This is a genomic window from Nonomuraea sp. NPDC049486, assembly GCF_040676925.1.
In the GTDB taxonomy this organism is placed as follows: domain Bacteria; phylum Actinomycetota; class Actinomycetes; order Streptosporangiales; family Streptosporangiaceae; genus Nonomuraea; species Nonomuraea ferruginea.
On record NZ_JBFAPV010000030.1, the window covers coordinates 1 to 20,247 of the forward strand.

Sequence of the window (20,247 nt, forward strand, 5' to 3'; positions counted from 1 at the left end):
CAGCCCCAGGTCACGGACGTAGGACAGATCGTCGGACAAGGCGGAGTCGGTGTAGAGGTCGCCGGCCACGATCGGTTCCATCACCCGCTTGACCCAGGGCTCGTGCAACCGCGCGGCCAGGGAGTCCAGGTGGACGGCGCGCGCCCTGATCAACCGTTCCTTGGCCTCGTCCACCTGCCCGGCGGTGACGGCGCCGGTCACCCCCATCTCGAAGATGATCTCGTGGGCCACGGCATTCACCAGCCACGGCTGACCCTGCGTCAGCTCGAACACCCGCTCCACCGCGTCCTTGGTGAACTCCTGACCGGTCGCCTCGGTGTGCTGGCCGTACAGCTCGCCGATCTGGCCGGCGGTGAAGTCGCCCAGGCGCAGCGACTTGGTGACGATGTTGAACGGGCTGGTGGGGTTGCACCGGCCCGGGTCGGCGCCCACGGCGGTCTTGTAGTCGCGGACGTCGCGCAGCCCGCACAGGATCACGGACGCGGGGAACGGGTGCCCGTCCGGGCGGGCGTTGTGACCGTCCCTGAGCTGGCAGAGGAAGCTGACCAGGCTGCTGCCCTGCAGGGCGTCGATCTCGTCGAAGAACAGCACCACCCGGCGCGGACTGCGGCGGCACCACGCGCTCAGGCCCGTACCGAATCGGGTGCCCGGCGTAGCCTCCGGCCAGGGGTCCGGCGGGAGCAGTTTCTTCGGCCAGCCCGATCGCTCGGCGGCCTCGCGGATGGATTGCAGCAGGATCGACTCCGCGGCCGCGTAGTCGTCACCGGCCACCTTGGCGCGCTCGCAGGAGAACGCCAGGGCCGCGATGTCCCTCTCGGCCGTCAACTCCGACGCCAGGGTGCGCAGACCCGTCGTCTTGCCGGTCTGCCGAGGCGCGTGGACCACGAAGTAGCGATCCATGTCGATCAGCGTCCGAGCCTCGGGAAGCCGGGGCGTGGGCGGGATCATGTAGTGGAGCCGGGGGTCACACGGGCCCGCGGTATTGAAAGATTTCGCTCGGGGTGCGCGCATAATCACATACTGTCATCACTCCTGTGTTGAGCGATGACGATTCAGCCCGCTGCGGTGGGGTCCTCCGCTCAGCCGAGCACCAGGTCGCGGATGGTCCGTAGGGACGGCTCGTCGCGCGGGCCCATCACGAGCAGCGACGTGACCGGCGACTTGTGCCACGGCTCCAGGCGTTCCTTGATCCGCCCCGGCGGGCCGACCAGGGAGATGCCGTCGGCCAGCTCGTCCGGGATGGCGCGGAACGCCTCGTCCTTGCGGCCCGCCAGGTAGAGGGCCTGGATGTGCTCAGCGGCCTCGGCGTAGCCCATCCGGCCGATGATGTCGGCGTGGAAGTTGCGGTGCCTGGCCCCCATGCCGCCGATGTACAGGGTCAGCATCATCTTGACCCCGTCGAGCGCGGCCCGCACGTCGTCGGAGATGATCACCATGACCATGGCCGCGATGTCGAAGTCGGGGTCGCGCGAGGCGAGCGCGTCGCCGTACATCTCCTCGATCTTGGAAGGGAACGCGAAGAGCGGGAGCCAGCCCTGGGCGACCTCGGCGGCGAGTGCGACGTTCTTCGGGCCCTCGGCGCCCAGGTAGACGGGGATGTCCTCGCGCAGCGGGTGGGTGATGAGCTTGAGCGGCTTGCCCAGGCCGCCGGGCAGGGGGAGCGGGTAGTGCGGGCCGTCGCTGGTCACGGGCTCCTCGCGGCGCCACACCTTCCGCATGATCTCGACGTACTCGCGCGTACGGGCCAGCGGTTTCGCGAACGGCTGGCCGTACCAGCCCTCGACCACCTGCGGCCCGGACGCGCCCACGCCGAGCAGCAGCCGGCCGCCCGTCAGGTGGTCGAGGGTCATGGCGGTCATGGCCGTGGTGACCGGCGGGCGGGCGGAGAGCTGGGCGACGGAGGTGCCCAGCTTGATCCGCGACGTGCGCGCCCCGTACCAGGCCAGCGGCGTGAACACGTCGGTGCCGTACGCCTCCGCGGTCCACACCGAGTCGTAGCCGAGCCGTTCGGCGGCCAGCACCGACTCAGTCGCGTCGTCGGCGTGGCGCTGCCAGTAACCGACGTTCAGGCCGAGCTTCATCGACACCTCCGGAATCTAGTTCTATTACCCCCGGCCGCGGCGGGGGTGTCAATGCGTCGTCGGCAGGGGAAGCCTGACCCTGTGCTCCTGCGCTGTCTGGCCTGCGTCCTGCTCCTGCTGTCGCTCGCGGCCGAGCCCACGGGCGCCTCCCGGAGGTCGCCGAACATCGTGGTCATCATGGCCGACGACCTGGAGGCCGGGACCCTCGCGCACTTTCCCCAGATCACCCGCCATCTGGTGCGGCAGGGCATGTCGTTCGACCGGTTCTTCACGGCCGACTCCTGGTGCTGCCCGTCGCGCTCGTCCATCCTGCGCTCCCAGTACGTCCACAGCCATGGCGTATGGACGAACACCGCCCCGGAAGGGGGATTTGAGCGCTTCAACGGCTTGGGTCTGGAACGTTCCACTATCGGGACTTGGATGCAGGATGCCGGGTATCGCACCGCGTACATGGGCAAGTACCTCAACCACTACCCAGGCCCGATGCCCGAGACGTACGTGCCGCCCGGCTGGGACACCTGGCACGTGCCCGTGCGCGGCCTCTACAACGAGTACGGCTACCGGCTCAACAGCGACGGCCGGCCGGTCGAGTACGGCTGGGGCGAGCATGACCACCTCGCCGACGTGCTGGCCGGCAAGGCGAGCGACTTCATCGCCGCGGACGGGCGGCCGTTCTTCCTCTTCCTGGCGCCGGTCGCGCCCCACCTGCCGGCCAACCCTCCGGTACGGCACGCGGAGGCGTTCACCGAGGCCACGGCGCCCAGGCCGCCGTCGTTCAACCAGGAGGACGTGAGCAAGGAGCCCGCCTGGCTGCGCGACCGGCCCCCGCTGAGCCAGAGCGAGATGGACAGGGCCGACCAGCTGTACCGCACCAGGCTGCGGGCCATGCTGGGGGTGGACGACCTCGTGGGCTCGGTGATGGACGCGCTGGCGAAGACGGGCCGGCTGCGTGACACGTACGTGTTCTTCACCTCCGACAACGGGTTCCACCTGGGCACGCACCGGTTGGCCCAGGGCAAGACCACGCCGTTCGAGGAGGCGATCCGGGTGCCGCTGGTGGTGCGCGGGCCCGGCGTGCCGGCCGGGGCGTCGGCCGGGGAGCTCAGCGCCACCGTCGACCTGGCCCCCACCATCGCGGAGCTGGGCGGGGCGCGGGTGCCGTCGTTCGCCGAAGGCCGGTCGATGACGCCGCTGTTGCGCGGCGGGCGGCCGGCCGGGTGGCGGGAGAACGTGCTCGTCGAGTTCGCCAGACCGGCCAACCGCCGGTCGGCCGCGCAGACGCCGGTGCCCGGCTACCGTGCCGTGCGGACCCGCCGCCACCTCTACGTCGCGTACGAGACGGGGGAGGAGCAGCTCTACGACCTGCGCAAGGACCCCTACGAGCTGCACAACCTCGCCGCCTGCGCGAAGCCCGGGCTGCTGAAGGACCTGCGGGCACGGCTGGACGCGATGCGTTCCTGCTCGGGCGCGGCCTGCCGGGTCGCCGACACCCTGACCCCCGGCTGACTGTCAGAACAGCGACGGGTAGGCGTCCGCCAGGTGGTCGGCGACCGCGCGGGCCGCTTCCTCCGGGTCGGCCGCGCGGATCGCGGCGAGGATGCGCACGTGCCCGGCGCGCAGCACCGTCGTGTCGCCCAGCTGTTCGACGGCTTCCACCGCGTGCCGCCGCATGGAGTCGCGCAGCGAGCGCATGAACGCGGCGATCAGCCGGTTGCCGGACGCGTCCGCGATCGCGCAGTGGAAGGCGGTGTCGTGCTCGACGAACTCCTCCGCCGACCGCGCCGCGTCCATCCCCGCCAGCGCGACGGCGAGCGCGGTGGTGTCCGCGCCGGCCGAGGCGGCGCGGGCGGCCGCCCAGCGCTCGATCATCAGCCGGGTGTCGATCACCTCGCGCGGCTCCAGGCTGGCCAGCCCGAGGTGCAGCCTCAGCAGGTCGGTCAGCGTGTGGTCGGGCCGGGAGATCAGCACCGCGCCCGCGTCCGGCCCCCGCCCGACCTGGGACGTCACCACGCCGAGCGTCTCCAGCACGCGCATCGCCTCGCGCACCGACGAGCGGCTCACGCCGAGCTCCTCGGCGAGCTGCCGCTCCGCGGGCAGCCGGTCGCCCGCGGTCAGCCCGTCGTCCGCGATCCGGCGCTCCAGCTGGGCGAGCACGTCCTCGAACGTGCGGGTCCGCTTCGGGCGGGTATCAGACAACGGGACCTCCTTCGAGGATTGCGTTCCTCTATGGTCCGACCATACTGTGGTCAGACCATACCCGGAAGGAGAAGCGTGCGAGTCGCCCTGTTTCTCACGTGCGTGAACGACACGCTCTTCCCCGGCACCGGCAAGGCCGTCGTGTCGCTGCTGCGCCGGCTGGGCTGCGAGGTCGACTTCCCGGCCGCGCAGACCTGCTGCGGGCAGATGCACCTCAACACCGGCTACCCGCAGGAGGGCGTGCGGCTGGCGCGCCACTTCACCGAGGTCTTCGCCGGCTACGAGGCGGTGGTCGTCCCCTCCGGGTCCTGCGCCGCGATGATCCGGGAGCAGTACCCCAAGCTGGTCAAGCCCGGCAGCAAGGGAGCGGCGGCCGTCGGGCGGGTGGTGCCGCGGGTGCACGAGCTGACCGAGTTCCTGCTGGACGTGCTGAAGGTCGAGGACGTGGGGGCCTACTTCCCGCACCGGGTGACCTACCACCCGACCTGCCACTCGCTGCGCGGGCTCCATCTCGGCGACCGCCCCGTGCGGCTGCTGGGCCGGGTGCGCGGGCTGGAGCTGGTCCAGCTCCCGGGCGCCGAGGAGTGCTGCGGCTTCGGCGGCACGTTCGCGATGAAGAACGCGGCCGTCTCCGCAGCCATGGGCGCCGACAAGGCGCGCAACGTGCTGGGCACCGGCGCCGAGGTGCTGTGCGCGGCCGACAACTCCTGCCTGATGCACATCGGCGGCACGCTGGCCCGCCAGAAGACGGGGGTACGGGTGATGCACATCGCGGAGATCCTTGCCGCCACGGAGGCGGGCGGATGAGCGCCACGTTCCTCGGCATGCCCGGGAGTTTCCCGAAAAACGCCGAAAAAGCCGTACAGAACTCGCAGCTTCGCTACAACCTGCGCAAAGCCACCCACACGATCCGAGGCAGGCGCGCGAGCGTCGTCGGCGAACTGCCCGACTGGCAGGAGCTGCGCGCGGCCGGCAAGGCCATCAAGGACGAGACGCTGCGCCACCTCGACCGCTACCTCCTCCAGCTGGAGGAGGCCGTCACGGAGGCGGGCGGCCACGTGCACTGGGCGCGCGACGCCGCCGAGGCCAACCGCATCGTCACCGATCTGGTCAAGGCCACCGGCGAGACCGAGGTCGTCAAGGTCAAGTCGATGGCCACCCAGGAGATCGGCCTGAACGAGGCGCTGGCCGAGCACGGCATCGCCGCCTACGAGACCGACCTGGCCGAGCTGATCGTCCAGCTCGGCGACGACTTCCCCAGCCACATCCTGGTGCCGGCGATCCACCGCAACCGGGCCGAGATCCGCGAGATCTTCCTGGACCGGATGGGCGACGCCCCCGAAGGGCTCACCGACGAGCCCGCCGCGCTGACCGAGGCCGCCCGCCTCCACCTGCGCGAACGGTTCCTCAGGAGCAAGGTCGCCATCTCCGGCGCCAACTTCATGGTCGCCGAGACCGGCACGCTCGTGGTGCTGGAGTCCGAGGGCAACGGCCGCATGTGCCTGAGCCTGCCCGAGACGCTCATCAGCGTCGTCGGCATCGAGAAGCTGGTGCCGTCCTGGCGCGACCTCGAGGTGTTCCTGCAACTGCTGCCGCGCAGCTCCACCGGCGAGCGGATGAACCCTTACACCAGCACCTGGACGGGCTCGGCCGAGGGCCAGGAGTTCCACCTGGTGCTGCTCGACAACGGCCGCACCGGCGTGCTCGCCGACGAGGTGGGCCGCCAGGCGCTGCGCTGCATCCGCTGCTCGGCCTGCCTGAACGTGTGTCCCGTGTACGAGCGGGCGGGCGGTCACGCCTACGGCTCGGTCTACCCGGGCCCGATCGGCGCCATCCTCACCCCGCAGCTGCGCGGCATGGGCTCCGACCTGGACGCCTCGCTCCCGTACGCGTCCAGCCTGTGCGGCGCCTGCTTCGAGGCCTGCCCGGTGGCGATCGACATCCCCGAGGTGCTCGTCCACCTGCGTGCCGAGGCACCGCACGGGGCCGCGGAGCGCGCGGGCATGCGGCTGGCCGGCTGGGTGTTCGGCGACCGGGCCCGCCTGGCAGGGGTCCAGCGCCTGGCCTCGCGGCTGCGCAAGCTGGTGCCGAAGAGGCTGCCCGGCCCGCTGTCGGCCTGGACCGACACCCGCGACCTGCCGGACATCCCGGAAGAACCGTTCAGGGACTGGTGGGAAAGAGAGGAGCGGCATGGGCGCCCGTGAGGAGATACTCGGCCGGATCCGGCAGGCCGTGCGCGGCGCGCCCGAGGTGGAGATCCCGCGCGGCTACCGCACCGCGCCGCCGGTGGACGACCTGGCCGGCCTGTTCGCCGAGCGGGTGCGCGACTACCGCGCCATCGTGCACGTGCTGCCCGCCGCCGAGGTGCCCGCCGCGATCAACGAGCTGGTACGGGGGCGCCGCATGGTGATCCCCGACGGACTCCCGCCCGAGTGGTCGGAAGGCGCCGAGCCCGCCGGCGGGTCGCTGGCCGAACTGGACGCCGCCGACGGCGTGGTGACCGGCTGCGCGGTCGCCATCGCCGAGACCGGCACCATCGTCCTCGACACCGGCCCCGGCCAGGGCACCCGCGCGCAGACGCTGGTGCCCGACTACCACCTGTGCGTGGTGCTGGCCGGCCAGATCGTGGCGGGCGTCCCCGAGGCGGTGGCCCGGCTGGACCCGTCCCGCCCTCTCACCTGGATCAGCGGCCCGTCCGCCACCAGCGACATCGAGCTGAACCGGGTCGAAGGCGTGCACGGCCCCAGGACCCTGGAAGTGATCGTCAGTACCTGAGCACCGCCGCGACGTCCTCCACCTGGTCGGTGAACCAGATCTCGGCGTCGGTCATCGCCGCCGCCCTGACGAGGGCCGAGTCGGCGCGCTCCTGCACCGGGTGCTCCACCCCCCACGTGCGGAGCTCCCCGGCGTCGCGCGACACCTGCGTGGCGCCCTCGCCGATCCAGACGGTGCGCGGCAGCTCGCCGGGCATCAGCAGCGCGTGCACCCGGCCCTCGCGCAGCGCCTGCGCCACCCGGGCCACCCCGGTCGGGCCGTCCTGCTCGCCGTGGCGGTTCAGCAGCTCGGCCCTGCGGTCGTCCAGCCAGCCGCCGAGCGCGGTCTCCACGTCCTGCTCGAACCCGCCGGTCGCGTTGCGGTGGCCGCGCTCCAGCATCTGGATGCGGCCGGTGGACCGGGGGCCGAGATGGTCGCAGAGCAGCGAGCGCGAATGCGGCTCCCCCGCCACCAGCACGAGCTGGGCGTCGGTGCGCCGCACCTGCTCGTCGACCTCCTGGGCGACGGCCACGGCGTTCTTCTCCCAGGTCTCCTCCACCGCCTTCTCGTAGTGCCGCTGGGAGAAGCCGCCCTGCGCGGTCTTCTGCAGCGGCCACTCCTCGGCCTCGACGGTCGTCTTGCGCGGCGAGCCGTTCCCGTGCACCGAGACGTCCGCGCCGGCGTGGTCGATGATCACCCGCAGGTGCGGCACGCTCTCGCCCCGCTGCATCAGCATCGGGGTGACGAGCGGCAGCGGCGAGAACGCCGCCAGCGGGCGGGGCGCCTCCGGCAGCGGCTCCGACAGCACCACGTCGCCGTGCACGGCGAACACCGCCCGTCCCGGTCCCGGGCTCAGCACCTCCTCACGCAGCGCCTCGGACTCGGTGCCGCCGGCCCGCTCCAGCTCGTCACACAGGCTCGTCCACAGGGCGGACCGGTCCCGCGCGGTGAGCCCGCCCACGTACACCGACGCGTACGGCCCCGGGCGCTCGTAGAGCGGCCGGATGAAGTCGAGTCGCACGTGTCATCACCTCCGCCTTGCCGCGCCGGGTCCCACGGCCCGGCACACCTCGGGCACGGTCATGTAGCGACGGGCCGGCAGCGCGCGCAGCAACGTGACCACCTCGTCGGGGGCGCCCATCCGCTCGGCGTGCCGCATCAGGTCGTAAGGGGTGGCGGGGAAGTCGGCGTCGCTCAGCCACGCGGCCAGGTCGCCGCGGACGCCTGCGGGGCCTCCCTGCCCGGGCGTGTAGCGGTGCACGCGCTCCAGCTGGCCCGGCTCGGGCTCCCGCCACTCCTCGGCGGGCACCGTCCCGACGCCGCGTGGGTTGCCGTCGGGACCGTCGAACCCGTCCGGCTCGTGCCTTCGCTGCTCGTCCATGCGAGGGCTGTGCTCTTTCATCATCGCTCCTCCCGTTGCGCCCCCCTACCCCCGCTTTCGTGGGCAAACATGGCTGATTGTGTACGCTGCCGACGTGTTCGATCCCCGGCTGACCATCACCACCGAGCGGCTCGTTCTGCGCCCGTTCGGCCTCTCGGACGTGGACCGGATCAGATCCGTCGTCGAGTCGGGCGTCCGGTTCCTGCCTCCCGGCGCCCCGGGTCACCTGGCGTCCGTCTCCCAGTGGCTCGCCAACGGCGTGCACGAGCTCCAGCGCTCAGGCCAGGGCATCCACCTGGCGATGACGGACGGGAACGGGCTGATCGTCGGCGCCATCAGCCTGTTCAAGACCGCGTGGGGCGCCGGCACCACCGAGGTCGGCTACGGCGTGCACCCGCTCCACCGGGGGCGCGGGTTCGCCACCGAGGCGCTGCGCGGGCTGGTGGCGTACGTCTTCGCCGAGACCACGCTGCGCCGCGTCGACCTGACAGCCAACCTGGACAACCTGCCGTCCCTGCACGTGGCCAGGAAAGCGGGCTTCACCTGGGAAGGCGTGCTGCGTGCCGCGGTGCTCGAAGACGACGGGCCGCACGATCTGGTGATCTTCGGGATGCTCCGCGACGACGGCCGGACCCCTGGCGAGACCCTGCCCAGGGCCGAGCTGCGCACCGAACGGCTGCTCATCCGCCCGCCCGCCGAGAAGGACGTGCCGGACCTGGCCGCCACCGGCGCCGACCCGCTCACCCAGGCCATGACCGGGGTGCCGCGCCGCTACGGCCAGGCCCACGCCCGCGCCTTCGTCGCCACCTCCGAGCGGATGCGGCTGCGCGGCGACGGCATCGCCTGGGCCGTGGAAGAGCTGGCCGGCGGCCGGTTCGCGGCCAACGTCGACCTCAGGGACGTGGACTGGGCCAACCGGTCGTGCGAGATCGGCTACATGGCCGCGCCGTGGGCGCGCGGCCGGGGCTACACCACCGAGGCCGTCGCCGCCATCGCCCGCTGGCTGCTGCGCGAGCAGCGCTTCCAGCGGCTCAAGCTGCGGGCCGCGGTGTCCAACCCCGCCTCCCAGCGGGTCGCGGAGAAGGCGGGCTTCGTCCGCGAGGGCGTCGAACGCAACGCGCTGCGCGGCGAGGACCTCGTCGTCTTCAGCCTGATCCCGTCCGACCTTTCCTGAGCGGGACCTCTTGGTGAAACGGTGGTGCAACCGTCAATCTGGTGGGTGAGGACGGTGAGGCCCATGATCACGGTTGTCGGGTGGGACGGTTCGGGACTGTCGGCCAAGGCGGTCGACCGGCTGAAGGCCGCCAGGCTGGTCATCGGCCCCGACCACCTGACCCGGCGGCTCGCCCCGTCCGCCGCCACGGCCTCTCCCGGCGGCCTGCTCGACGCCCTCGACGCCCACATGGAGCGGGGCGAGGGCCCGGCCGTCGTGATCGCCGAGGGCGACCCCGGCTTCTTCGGCGTGGTGCGCACGCTGCGCGGCCACGGGCTGGAGCCCCACGTGCTGCCCGCCACCTCGATCGTCACCCGCGCCTTCGCCTGCGCCGGGCTCGACTGGGACGACGCCCTCGTGGTCGCCCCGGCCGGCCCGCACCAGCTCGCCCGCGTGGTCAACGCCTGCCGGGCGCACCCCAAGGTCGCGCTGCTCGTCACCCCCGGCGTCGGCCCCGGCGAGATCGCCAGGGAGCTCGCGCCCACCACCCCGCGCGCGCTCGTCGTGTGCGAGGACCTCGGCGGGCCCGACGAGCGCGTCACCCACAGCCGCATGGGCGAGGCCACCACCCGGCCGTGGAAGGACCCGGACGTGGTGCTCGTGATCGACCCGCTGCACCGCCGGAAGGAGCCCGGCTGGGTGGCGGGCGCCCAGCCGGGACCGGCCGGATGGGCGCTGCCGCTGGAGTCCAGGCTGCCCGCCGAGGTGCGCGCGTACGTGCTCGCCAAGCTCGGGCCCCGGCTCGGCGACCTGGTCTGGGACGTGGGCGCGGGCAACGGCGAGATCGCGGTGGAGTGCGCCAGGTTCGGCGCCGCGGTGATGGCCGTCGAGCGCGACGCCGACGCCTGCGCCCGGCTGCGCGAGAACGTCCTGAGCCACGGCGTCAAGGTGGCGCTCACCCGGGGGCAGGCGCCGCCCGCGCTCGAACCGCTGCCCGACCCCGACGCCGTCTTCGTCGGCGGCGGCGGCCCCGACGTGATCGTCGCCTGCGCCGCCCGCCGGCCCCGCTCGCTGGTGTGCGCGCTGAAGACCGTCGAACGCGTGTCCGCCGTGCTCGACCTGCTGCGCGAGCACGGCTACCGCGCCGAAGGCACCCAGATCCTGGCCTCCGGGCTCGTCATCGGCCCCGACGGCGCGCACAGCCTGAGCTCCGCCGACCCGGTCTTCGTCGTGCACGCGACACCCGCGCGCACTTCCTGACCTGTCGCTCAGCGCCGCACATCGGTTATCCTCGCGTGTCCTCTTCTACGCACCGGAGAACCTTCCCCATGAAGCCGCCGCTCCTGCTTGTCGGGCAGGGCTCCAACGACGACGCCGATTCCGCCGAGTTCGGCAGGTTCGTGCACCGGCTCCGCTGCCGGCTCGACCAGACCGCCGCCGACGTGTCGGGCGGCTACCTCGAGCGGGCCACGCCCCTGCTGAGCGAGTCCGTCGCCTCCCTGGTCGCCCGCGGCCACCACCGCCTGGTGGCGCTGCCGCTGACCCTGAGCCGGACCAACGGCGAACTCCCCGCCGCCCTGGCCCTGGAGCAGCAGCGGCACCCCACCCTCGTGTACGACCACGGCCGGCCGGTCGGCCCCGACCCGCGCGTGCTCGCGCTGCTCGCCGAGCGGCTCAACGACGCCGCCACCGAGATGCCGAGGCCGCGCCCGCTGGAGCTGGTCGGCGCCCGTCCCCGGCTGCGCGCCGTCGACGGCGCCGCGTCCGACGGCGTCCCGCCGCACGTCGAGCCGGGTGAGACCGCCGTCGTGCTGGTCGGTGACGGCTCCACCGACCCGGCCGCCAACGCCGACGTGCACCGCGTGTCCCGGCTGTTCTGGGAGACGCACGCGTACGACTTCATGACCGTGGAGACCGCGTTCGTCTCCCTCACCCCGCCCGGTGTGCCCGGCGGGCTGGAGCGCTGCCGCCGTCTCGGCGCCAAGCGCGTCATCGTCGTGCCCTACCTGCTGTTCGCGGGCGGCACGCTGGAGCGCGTGTGGGCGCAGGCGCTCGCGTACGGCGCCGGCCACCCCGAGCTCGACATCCGCTGCGCCGAGGTGATCGGCGACTGTGAGACGCTGGCCGACGTGGTCATCGACCGCTACGAGGAAGCCCTCCAGCAGCTGGTCCCCTGAACCCCCGGAGGTTCCGTGCTCGCCGAGACACTCGCCGCGCTCCGCCCCGCCGACCCCCGCGCGATCGCCGACGCGCGTGCCCACCAGGACCGGCTCACCAAGCCGCGCGGGTCCCTCGGCGCGCTGGAGGAGGTCGCCGTGCGGCTCGCCGGGGCGGCCGGGGTCAGCCCGCCGCCCATGCCGGAGCCGGCCGCGCTGGCCATCTTCGCCGCCGACCACGGCGTGCACGCCCGCGGCGTCACCCCGTGGCCGCAGGAGGTCACGGTGCAGATGGTGCACAACTTCCTGGCGGAAGGGGCGGTGGCCAACGCCTTCGCCGCCCAGATCGGGGCGTCGGTCACCGTGGTGGACGTCGGCGTCGCCGCCGACCTGCCCGACGACGCCCGCCTGGTCAAGCGGAAGATCGCGTACGGCACCGCCGATCTGTCGCGGGGCCCCGCGATGACCGGCGAGGAGGCTGTACGCGCGCTGGAGGCGGGCATCGGCGTGGCCCGCGACCTGGTGGCGTCCGGCGCCCGGTGCCTGATCACGGGAGACATGGGCATCGCCAACACGACGGCCTCGGCGGCGCTGATCGCGGCCTTCACCGGCCGCGACCCCGCCGCGGTGACCGGCCTCGGCACCGGCGTCACGGAGGAGACCCACGCCCGCAAGATCGCCGTCGTCCGCGAGGCGCTCCAGGTCAACGGCATCCTCATGGAGGGCCGGCCGGATCCGCACGGGCTCAAGCTGCAGGAGGCGTCGCGGGTGCTGGCCGCCGTCGGCGGGTTCGAGCACGCCGCCATCGCCGGCTTCATCCTGGGCGGGGCCGCGGCGCGGGTGCCGGTGATCCTCGACGGCGTGATCGCCGGGGCCGCCGCGCTGGCCGCCGCCGCGCTCTCACCCGCCGCCGTCGACCACTGCGTCGCGGGCCACCGCTCCGCCGAGCCGGGTCATTCCGCCGCGTTGGAGCACCTCGGCCTGCGCCCTTTGGTGGACCTGGAGCTGCGGCTCGGCGAGGGCACCGGCGGGCTGCTGGCCCACCCGCTCGTCTGCGCCGCCGTCCGCGTCATGCACGAGGTCGCCACGTTCGACTCGGCCGGAGTCACCGAGAAGCACATGTGATGATGAAAGGGACAGGAACCACCAGATGAGGTGACCAGTGCCCAGATACGGACCGATGTACGGCCCGGACCTCACCTTCCTCGGCGTCGAACGCTGCGACGTCGACGACCCCGCGAGCTACGCGGACGCGGACGTCGTCATCCTCGGCGCCCCCTTCGACGGCGGGACCTCCCACCGCCCCGGCGCCAGGTTCGGCCCGATGGCCCTGCGCCAGGCCTGCTACCTGCCGCAGGACGGCTCCAGGCCCAGCCTCGCGCTGCGCGTGGACGCCCTGCGCGACCTGCGGGTGCTCGACGCCGGCGACGTCGAGTGCTACTCGGGCGACGTGGAGGGCTCACTGGAGGCCATCGAGTCGGCGGTGCACCGGATCGCCGCCTCCGGCGCCGTCCCGGTGGTGCTCGGCGGCGACCACACGGTGGCGCTGCCGGACGCCCGCGGCACCGCCCGCGCGCACGCTCCCGGCCGCACCTCGATGATCCACTTCGACGCGCACGCCGACACCGGGAACATCTCCTTCGGCCACCTGTACGGGCACGGCCAGCCGATGCGCCGGCTGATCGAGTCCGGCGCGATCCGCGGTGACCGGTTCCTGCAGATCGGGCTGCGCGGCTACTGGCCGGAGCCGGAGACGCTGGAGTGGATGGCCCGGCAGGACATGCGCTCCTACGAGATGACCGAGATCGTCGCCCGCGGCCTGGAGGAGTGCCTCACGGAGGCGTTCCGCATCGCCCTGGACGAGTGCGACCAGATCTTCCTGTCCATCGACATCGACGTGTGCGACCCCGGCCACGCGCCCGGCACCGGCACCCCCGAGCCGGGCGGGCTCACGGCCCGGCAACTGCTCGACGCGGTGCGGCGCATCTGCTACGAGCTGCCCGTCGCGGGCATGGAGATCGTCGAGGTCGCGCCCCCGTACGACCACGCCGACATCACGGCGCTCCTCGGCAACAGGGTCGTCCTGGAGGCGCTCTCGGCGATGGCCAGACGGCGCGCCGACGAAGCGGGCGGAGAGCGCTGGGACCCCCGCCGGCCTCTGCTTGACGGCCGTTGACCCCTGCGCAACAAATGACGCGTTGGGAGCCGGTAGGTTTATCCACCTAGCACACAACGTTCGCGAACGGGAGATTCACCCACCATGGGCCCCTACCTCCTCGGCCTGCGGCTTTCCGGTCGCCGGGTCCTCGTCGTGGGTGGCGGGAGAGTCGCTCAGCGGCGGGTGCCCGCGCTGCTCGACGCCGGCGCGGAAGTGACCGTGGTCTCGCCGTCCGTCACCCCCGCTCTGGACGACCTCATCGCCGCGGGCCGGGTCACCTGGCACGCCCGGCCCTACCAGGTGGGCGACTGCGACGGCGCCTGGCTCGTCCAGGCGTGCACCGACGACCGGCCGGTCAACACCGCGGTGGCCGCCGAGGCCGAGGCCAAGCGCATCTGGTGCGTGCGCGCCGACGACAAGGACGCCTCCGCCGCCTGGACCCCGGCCTCCGGCCGGGTCGACGAGATCAGCGTGGCCGTCACCGCGGGCGGCGACCCGCGCAGGGCGGCCGGCATCCGCGACGCCGTGGTGGGCGCGCTGCGCGACGGCACCGTCGACGCCCGGCGCAACCGCACCAAGCCGGTGGGGGTGGCGCTCGTCGGCGGCGGGCCCGGCGACCCCGGGCTGATCACCGTACGCGGCCGCCAGCTCCTCGCGCAGGCCGACGTGGTCGTCGCCGACCGGCTGGCGCCCCGCGCCCTGCTCGACGAGCTGGCCCCCGACGTCGAGCTGGTCGACGCCGCCAAGGTGCCCTACGGCCGGTCCCTCTCCCAGGAGAAGATCAACGAGCTGCTGGTGGAGCGCGCCAGAGAGGGCAAGTTCGTGGTCCGGCTCAAGGGCGGCGACCCGTTCGTGTTCGGGCGCGGCGGCGAGGAGATGATCGCCTGCGCCCGGGCCGGCATCCCCGTGCTGGTCGTGCCCGGCATCACCAGCGCCGTCGCGGTCCCCGCCGCGGCCGGTGTCCCCGTCACGCACCGCGGGGTGAGCCAGGAGTTCCACGTCATTTCGGTGCATGTCGCGCCGGACGACCCCCGGTCCACCGTCGACTGGCCCGGCCTGGCGCGTTCCCGTGGCACCCTGGTGCTCATGATGGCCGTCGAGCGGCTGCCCGCGGTCGCCGAGGCCCTCATCCGAGACGGACGTCCACCGGAGACTCCCGTAATGGTGGTGCAGGACGGTACCCTTCCGACCCAGCGGGCGGTCACCGCTTCGCTTTCCACCGTGGCCGAACGCGTGTCCGCGGCTGGGATACGGCCACCGGCGATCATCGTCGTCGGCGATGTCGTCGAGGTCGGCCAGGAGGTCGAGATGGTTCGAGCGGAGCGCCTGCCTTGAACACCGCCATGGATGACGGGCGCGGAGAGCGGCCAGGGGAGCAGACCCTGAGCCTCCCCGCCATTACCGACGCGCCCCCGGGCCCCCCGGCGGACCTACCCGCCGAGCCAAAGCGGGCTGCGGGCCGCCCGCCAGGCGCGAAGCCGGAACGCGAAGCCACCGGCCCGCCGGAGAGCTCCGCCGCCCGACCCGGGCGGGACTCTCCTGCCGGGAGCCGGGCCGGCGAGCGCTCCGAGCCGGAGTCTCCCGCCGGGAGGCGTGAGCCGGGTGTCGCCGAGCGCTCCGAGCCCGAGTTCGATGCCTTCACGCCGTTCGCCTCCGGGGACTCGAAGCCGGGTCCCGAGGCGCCCGCTGAGCCCCAGCTCGACGCCTTCGGCCCGGTCGTCAGAGGCTCCGGGGCCGCGGCCGCCGAGCCGGAGCCCGCGACCGGGGAGGAGACGGACCAGGCTCCGGAGGGAACTCCTGCGGCCAAGCGCGAACCGGTCGCCGTCGAGGACTCCGAGCCGGAGGCGCCCGCCGAGTCCGACGCATCCGAGGCCGCCGAGTCCGGCCTTCCGGCCGAAGCACCCGGGGACAGCGCTGACGAGAAGGCCGTCGCCGACGAAGACGAGGCGGACTCCGTACCGGAGGAGCCCGAGGCGAAGTCCGTACCGGAGGACTTCGGCGACGAGCCGGACTCCGTACGGGAGAGTCCCGAGACCGAGGCGGACTCCGTGCCGGAGGAGACCGAGACCGAGACGGACTCCGTACCGGAGGAGACCGAGACCGAGACGGACTCCGTATCCGAGGGGCCCGAGGCGGATTCTGTACCTGACAAGCCTGAGGCCGAGGCGGAGTCCGTATCCGAGGGGCCCGAGGCGGAGGGCGTACGTGAGGAGGAGTTGCCGCCTGAGACCGTGAAGGCGATGGCGGCGGCGCTCGGGGCGCTGCGCGAGAGTGTGGCGTCGCTGCGGTTCGGGCTCGACCTGCCGGGCGCCGGCGAGGCGCGCAAGGCGAGCGGCGAGCTGCTCGCCCAGCTTGAGGACTACGTGCTGCCGAGGGTGCGGATGAACACCGCGCCCGCCCTGATCGTGGTCGCGGGCTCGACCGGCGCGGGCAAGTCCACGCTGGTCAACTCCCTCGCCGAGAAGAACGTTTCGCGCACCGGCGTGCGGCGGCCGACCACCGGCGTGCCCGTCCTGGTCTGCCATCCCGACGACCGCCAGTGGTTCGCCGAGGGCGAGCTGCTGGGCGGCCTGCGACGGTTCGACCAGGCCAGGCCCGAGGCGGGCCAGCGCGGCATCGTGATCAGCGCCACGGAGAAGCTGCCCCAGGGCGTGGCGCTGCTCGACACCCCCGACATCGACTCGGTCGTCGAGGAGCACCACGAGATCGCCCACCGCATGCTCGACGCCGCCGACCTGTGGATCTTCGTCACCACCGCCGCCCGCTACGCCGACGCCCCCGCCTGGAACCTCCTCCGCCTGGCCAAGGAGCGCGGCGCCAGGCTGGCCATCGTGCTCTCCCGCGTCCAGGACAGGGCCCGCGAGGTGGTGCTCAAGCACTTCGTCCGGATGCTCACCGAGTACGGCCTGGGCGAGATCGACCGGTTCGTCATCAGCGAGTCGAAGGTCGCCGACGGTCGGCTGCCCGACAGCGAGGTGACCGAGCTGCGGCTGTGGCTCGCCGAGCTGTCCGTCGACGGGGCCCGCCGCGCCCAGGCGGTCAGGGAGACGCTCAACGGCGTGCTCGACAGCTTCCGCACCCGCGTGCCGGCGCTGGCCAAGCACCTGGAGGCGCAGGTCGCCTTCCGCGGTGAGCTGCGCGGCGACGTGGAGGCCGCCTACCTCGGCGCCCTCACGGACCTCGACAAGGCGTTCAGGAGCGGCGCGCTGATCCACGGCGAGGTGCTCGCCCGCTGGCAGGACTTCGCCGGCTCCGGCGACCTGATGCGCTCGCTCCAGCTGCGCAAGCGCGCCAGGAGCGGCAGGCAGACGCCCGAGCGGATCATCGCGTTCAGGGCGGCGCTGCGGGCCGGCCTGGAGTCCGTGATCGTGGCCGCCGCCACCCGCGCGGCTGAGGAGGTGACCGCCCGCTGGCGGCACCGCGCCGAGGTCGGGGCGGCGCTCGCCGACGGCCTGGAGCGGCCTTCCGACGACCTCGTACGGCACGCCGGCCGGGCTGTCGCGGCCTGGCAGGAACACGTCACCGAGCTGGTCCGCACCGAGGGCGTGGCCAAGCGGACGGTGTCGAAGCTGGTGTCGTTCGACGCCGACTCGCTGTCGCTGATCTTCATGGTCGCCATGTTCAGCGGCGGCCATGTCGAGGGGGTGCCGCACCGGCTGGTCAAGGCGCTGCTGGGCGCCGAGTCGCTGCGCGGCATCGGCGCCAAGGCGCTGAGCGACCTGCGGGCCAGGATCAGCATGCTGTTCGACGAGGAGTCCATGCGATACGTGCAAGCGCTCGACTCGGCCGGCATCCCCGACGAGTCCGCCGCGACGCGGCTCTACCAGGCCACGTACAACCTTGAGGTCGCACGATGACCACCGTCACCACGCCCAGGCCGGGGCTCTCGTCCCGGCTGTCCGCGCTGTCCAAGGTCGTGGAGCTCGGCCCCGGACGGCTCGACCCCAAGCTGATGTCGGAGGCCGAGTCGCTGCTGCTGCGCGCCGGTGACCGGCTCAAGCTGTCGTCGGAGCACACCGTGGTCGCCCTCGCGGGCGGCACGGGCAGCGGCAAGTCGTCGCTGTTCAACGCCGTCTCGGGGCTGGAGCTGTCGCCGACCGGCGTGCGGCGGCCCACCACCGCCCGCACCCACGCCTGCGTGTGGGGGCTCGAAGGCGCGGCGCCGCTGCTCGACTGGCTGCAGATCCAGTGGCGCCACCGGTTCGCCCGGGCCAGCGCGCTGGACAAGGGCGAGAGCCAGCTGCACGGGCTCATCCTGCTCGACCTGCCCGACCACGACTCGATCAGGGCGCTCAACGACAACGAGGCCGACCGGCTCATCGGGCTGGCCGACCTGGTGGTGTGGGTGCTCGACCCGCAGAAGTACGCCGACGCCTCCACCCACCGCCGCTACGTCACCGAGCTGGCGGGCCACGAGGCGGTGACCGTGTTCGCGCTCAACCAGGCCGACCGGCTCTCCACCGAGGAACTGGCCGAGCTGGTCATCGACCTCAACGACCTGCTCCGCCGCGAAGGCGTCGAGCACCCGACGGTCGTGCCGACCTCGGCCGTCACCGGCCGCGGCGTCGAGAGCCTCAAGAGCGTCGTCGCGGCGGCCGTCTCCCGTCGCCGGGCCGCGATCCAGAGGCTGGAGGCCGACCTCCGCAAGCTGGAGCAGCGGATGACGGCCGCCATGCCGGTCGGGGAGGCGCTGGCCATCCCCGCCGCGGTGGACGAGGCCCGCAAGATGGGCCTGGTGGACGCGCTCTGCGACGCCGTCGGCGTGCCGGCCGTGGGCGAGGCCATGGAGAACATCTACGTCGAGCGCTCCAACCGGTGGGTGGGCTGGCCGTTCCCGCGCTGGGCCGACCGGTTCCGCCCCGACCCGATCAAGAGCCTCCGCCTGGAGGACGTCAGCGACGAGATCAAGGGCATCGCCGCCGGCACCGTGACCGCGCAGGCGGCCGAGGTCACCAACGCCGTCCAGGCGCTGGCCGAAGGGCTGTCGGGCACCATGCACCCGGTGTGGCGGTCGTCGCTCCACCACGCGGCCCGCTCCCGGCTGGGCAAGGTGCCGTCGGCGCTCACCGAGGACCTCACCCAGGTCGCGCCCCAGCTCGACCGGGTGCCCGCCTGGTGGCGGCTGCTCAAGGCGTGGCAGTACGCCCTGGTGGCGGCGTTCGGGTGCGGCGTGCTCTGGCTCCTGCTGGGGCTGCTCATACCGGGCGCGCTGCCGCCGGCGCTGGAACTGATGGGCGACACCGCAGCGCTGCCGTGGGCGGCGCTGATGACGGTGTCGGTGCTCGGGCTGGGCGCCCTGTCGGGCATCGCCTCACGCAACTTCGTCGAGCTGGGCGCCTCGCGCGAGCGGGAGCGGCTGGAGCGGGAGATGCGGCGGCGGGTGGCGGCGATCGCGGAGAAGATGGTGGTGGAGCCGGTGGAGCGCGAACTCGCCCGCCACCACGCCTTCTACACCGCCATGCGCGGCCTGTCGAGCTGACCTTCCACAGCCTCCGTTCCCGCCGGGCGGCCATCCCCAGAACACCGCTCGGCGGCTTCGCGGGCGGGCCGTGGTCGGCACCGTGGTCCCAGGTCGCGGGCGTCCGGCCCGCCACAGGGGAGGCAACGGATGAACGACATCTACGTCACGCTCACCGGCAACGTCGCGGCGGAGCCGCGTCAATACACCTTCGACGACGGTTCCAAGGTCACCTCGCTCCGGGTGCTCACCGCCCATCGCTACTTCGACAGGAAGTCGGGCCAGTGGGCCGACGGCGAGAAGGTCTGCTTCGCGGTGCGCTGCTGGCGCGCGCTGGGCGACAACGTCGCCCAGTCCGTACGGGTCGGGCAGCCGGTGGTGGTGTCGGGCAAGCTCCGCATCCGCGAGTTCGGCCCTGAGGGCGACCGGCGTTTCATGCCCGAGGTCGAGGCCTCGGCCGTGGGCCACGACCTGCGCTGGGGCACCGGCACCTTCGTCAAGCCCGAGCGGGCGGGCGGCGGCCCAGTGAGCAGGGAGATGCGCGACCGCCTCGACGAGGAGACCCAGGACTGGGCGATGGGCGCCGCCCGCAAGGGGCCCGGCATGGTGGTCAGGGAGATCCCGGCGGACGAGGCCGCGGTGCGCATCATCGGCGCCGACGACAACGAGAAGGAGTCCGAAGACGCCGAGTGGCCACAGGAAGAGCGAGCCGCAGCCTGATGCCCCGTCCATGGCGGCGCGCCATTTCCGGCGTCCGGCCAGGTGGTCCGGTGCCGGCGGTGGCGCGCCGACCGTGGCGTTCGGTCAGGTGGTCCGGTGCTGGCGGTGGCGCGCCGATCCTGGCGTCCGGTCAGGTGATCCGGCGCTGGAAGTGGCGCGCCGATCCTGGCGTCCGGTCAGGTGGTCCGGC

General features: G+C 73.1%; 18 protein-coding genes. 13 read left to right on the top strand and 5 right to left on the bottom strand.

Annotated elements, in window-relative coordinates; all coding sequences use genetic code 11:
• Both AB0K05_RS43070 and AB0K05_RS43075 read right to left on the bottom strand, forming a co-directional pair.
• On the bottom strand, positions 1-900 hold a 900-nt coding region (locus tag AB0K05_RS43070), incomplete at its 3' end, for an AAA family ATPase (RefSeq protein ID WP_364237420.1).
• A 179-nt stretch (positions 901-1,079) separates the two neighbouring features.
• Positions 1,080-2,081 (bottom strand): LLM class F420-dependent oxidoreductase, encoded by a 1,002-nt coding sequence (locus tag AB0K05_RS43075; RefSeq protein WP_148034354.1) that lies wholly within the window; start codon positions 2,079-2,081, stop codon positions 1,080-1,082.
• A gap of 81 nt (positions 2,082-2,162) precedes the next feature.
• Here AB0K05_RS43075 and AB0K05_RS43080 point away from each other — a divergent pair, with 81 nt between their 5' ends.
• Positions 2,163-3,587, top strand: a complete 1,425-nt coding sequence (locus AB0K05_RS43080) for a sulfatase (protein WP_364237422.1) — start codon at positions 2,163-2,165, stop codon at positions 3,585-3,587.
• A gap of 3 nt (positions 3,588-3,590) precedes the next feature.
• Here the strand turns inward: AB0K05_RS43080 and AB0K05_RS43085 are convergent, their stop codons facing one another.
• Entirely contained in the window at positions 3,591-4,277 is a 687-nt protein-coding gene (locus AB0K05_RS43085; protein ID WP_364237424.1) for an FCD domain-containing protein, read from the bottom strand.
• A gap of 75 nt (positions 4,278-4,352) precedes the next feature.
• On the opposite strand from AB0K05_RS43085, the gene AB0K05_RS43090 reads away from it, so the two are divergent.
• Genes AB0K05_RS43090 through AB0K05_RS43100 form a run of 3 tightly spaced genes read left to right on the top strand, consistent with a single transcriptional unit; the run spans position 4,353 to position 7,052 of the window.
• On the top strand, positions 4,353-5,084 hold the full coding sequence (locus AB0K05_RS43090; protein ID WP_219552497.1) for a (Fe-S)-binding protein: 732 nt from the start codon (positions 4,353-4,355) through the stop codon (positions 5,082-5,084).
• Complete coding sequence (locus AB0K05_RS43095; protein ID WP_364237426.1) at positions 5,081-6,481, top strand: lactate utilization protein B; 1,401 nt, start codon at positions 5,081-5,083, stop codon at positions 6,479-6,481. Before AB0K05_RS43090 ends, AB0K05_RS43095 begins: the two co-directional genes overlap by 4 nt.
• Entirely contained in the window at positions 6,468-7,052 is a 585-nt protein-coding gene (locus AB0K05_RS43100) for an LUD domain-containing protein (protein WP_364237429.1), read from the top strand. The genes AB0K05_RS43095 and AB0K05_RS43100 overlap by 14 nt, the downstream gene beginning before the upstream one ends.
• On the opposite strand, the gene AB0K05_RS43105 is transcribed toward AB0K05_RS43100, so the two are convergent.
• Positions 7,042-8,052 (bottom strand): Vms1/Ankzf1 family peptidyl-tRNA hydrolase, encoded by a 1,011-nt coding sequence (locus AB0K05_RS43105; RefSeq protein WP_148029874.1) that lies wholly within the window; start codon positions 8,050-8,052, stop codon positions 7,042-7,044. The genes AB0K05_RS43100 and AB0K05_RS43105 overlap by 11 nt on opposite strands.
• 6 nt (positions 8,053-8,058) lie before the next feature.
• Positions 8,059-8,436 (bottom strand): DUF2795 domain-containing protein, encoded by a 378-nt coding sequence (locus AB0K05_RS43110; RefSeq protein ID WP_148029875.1) that lies wholly within the window; start codon positions 8,434-8,436, stop codon positions 8,059-8,061.
• A 70-nt stretch (positions 8,437-8,506) separates the two neighbouring features.
• Here AB0K05_RS43110 and AB0K05_RS43115 point away from each other — a divergent pair, with 70 nt between their 5' ends.
• The 9 genes from AB0K05_RS43115 (at position 8,507) to AB0K05_RS43155 (ending at position 20,057) form a co-directional block, all read left to right on the top strand.
• The gene (locus AB0K05_RS43115; RefSeq protein ID WP_219552507.1) at positions 8,507-9,586 is read left to right on the top strand and encodes a GNAT family N-acetyltransferase; all 1,080 of its coding nucleotides are present in this window, start codon (positions 8,507-8,509) and stop codon (positions 9,584-9,586) included.
• Positions 9,587-9,649: 63 nt separating this feature from the next.
• Positions 9,650-10,825 (top strand): SAM-dependent methyltransferase, encoded by a 1,176-nt coding sequence (locus AB0K05_RS43120; protein WP_364237433.1) that lies wholly within the window; start codon positions 9,650-9,652, stop codon positions 10,823-10,825.
• A gap of 68 nt (positions 10,826-10,893) precedes the next feature.
• Positions 10,894-11,742 (top strand): sirohydrochlorin chelatase, encoded by an 849-nt coding sequence (locus AB0K05_RS43125; protein WP_219546971.1) that lies wholly within the window; start codon positions 10,894-10,896, stop codon positions 11,740-11,742.
• Between the two features lie 15 nt (positions 11,743-11,757).
• Complete coding sequence (cobT, locus tag AB0K05_RS43130) at positions 11,758-12,846, top strand: nicotinate-nucleotide--dimethylbenzimidazole phosphoribosyltransferase (protein WP_148029879.1); 1,089 nt, start codon at positions 11,758-11,760, stop codon at positions 12,844-12,846.
• A 37-nt stretch (positions 12,847-12,883) separates the two neighbouring features.
• A complete protein-coding gene (gene speB / locus AB0K05_RS43135; protein ID WP_148029880.1) occupies positions 12,884-13,897 on the top strand; it encodes an agmatinase in 1,014 nt (337 codons plus the stop codon).
• 84 nt (positions 13,898-13,981) lie between these two features.
• Positions 13,982-15,214, top strand: a complete 1,233-nt coding sequence (gene cobA / locus AB0K05_RS43140; RefSeq protein WP_364237437.1) for a uroporphyrinogen-III C-methyltransferase — start codon at positions 13,982-13,984, stop codon at positions 15,212-15,214.
• An 8-nt stretch (positions 15,215-15,222) separates the two neighbouring features.
• Positions 15,223-17,736, top strand: a complete 2,514-nt coding sequence (locus AB0K05_RS43145) for a dynamin family protein (RefSeq protein WP_364237439.1) — start codon at positions 15,223-15,225, stop codon at positions 17,734-17,736.
• Positions 17,733-19,358, top strand: coding sequence for a GTP-binding protein (locus AB0K05_RS43150; protein ID WP_148029882.1), 1,626 nt, complete (start codon positions 17,733-17,735; stop codon positions 19,356-19,358). The genes AB0K05_RS43145 and AB0K05_RS43150 overlap by 4 nt, the downstream gene beginning before the upstream one ends.
• A gap of 129 nt (positions 19,359-19,487) precedes the next feature.
• Positions 19,488-20,057: a single-stranded DNA-binding protein gene (locus AB0K05_RS43155; RefSeq protein WP_148029883.1), complete on the top strand. Its 570-nt coding sequence runs from the start codon at positions 19,488-19,490 to the stop codon at positions 20,055-20,057.
• The last annotated feature ends 190 nt before the right edge of the window (positions 20,058-20,247 follow it).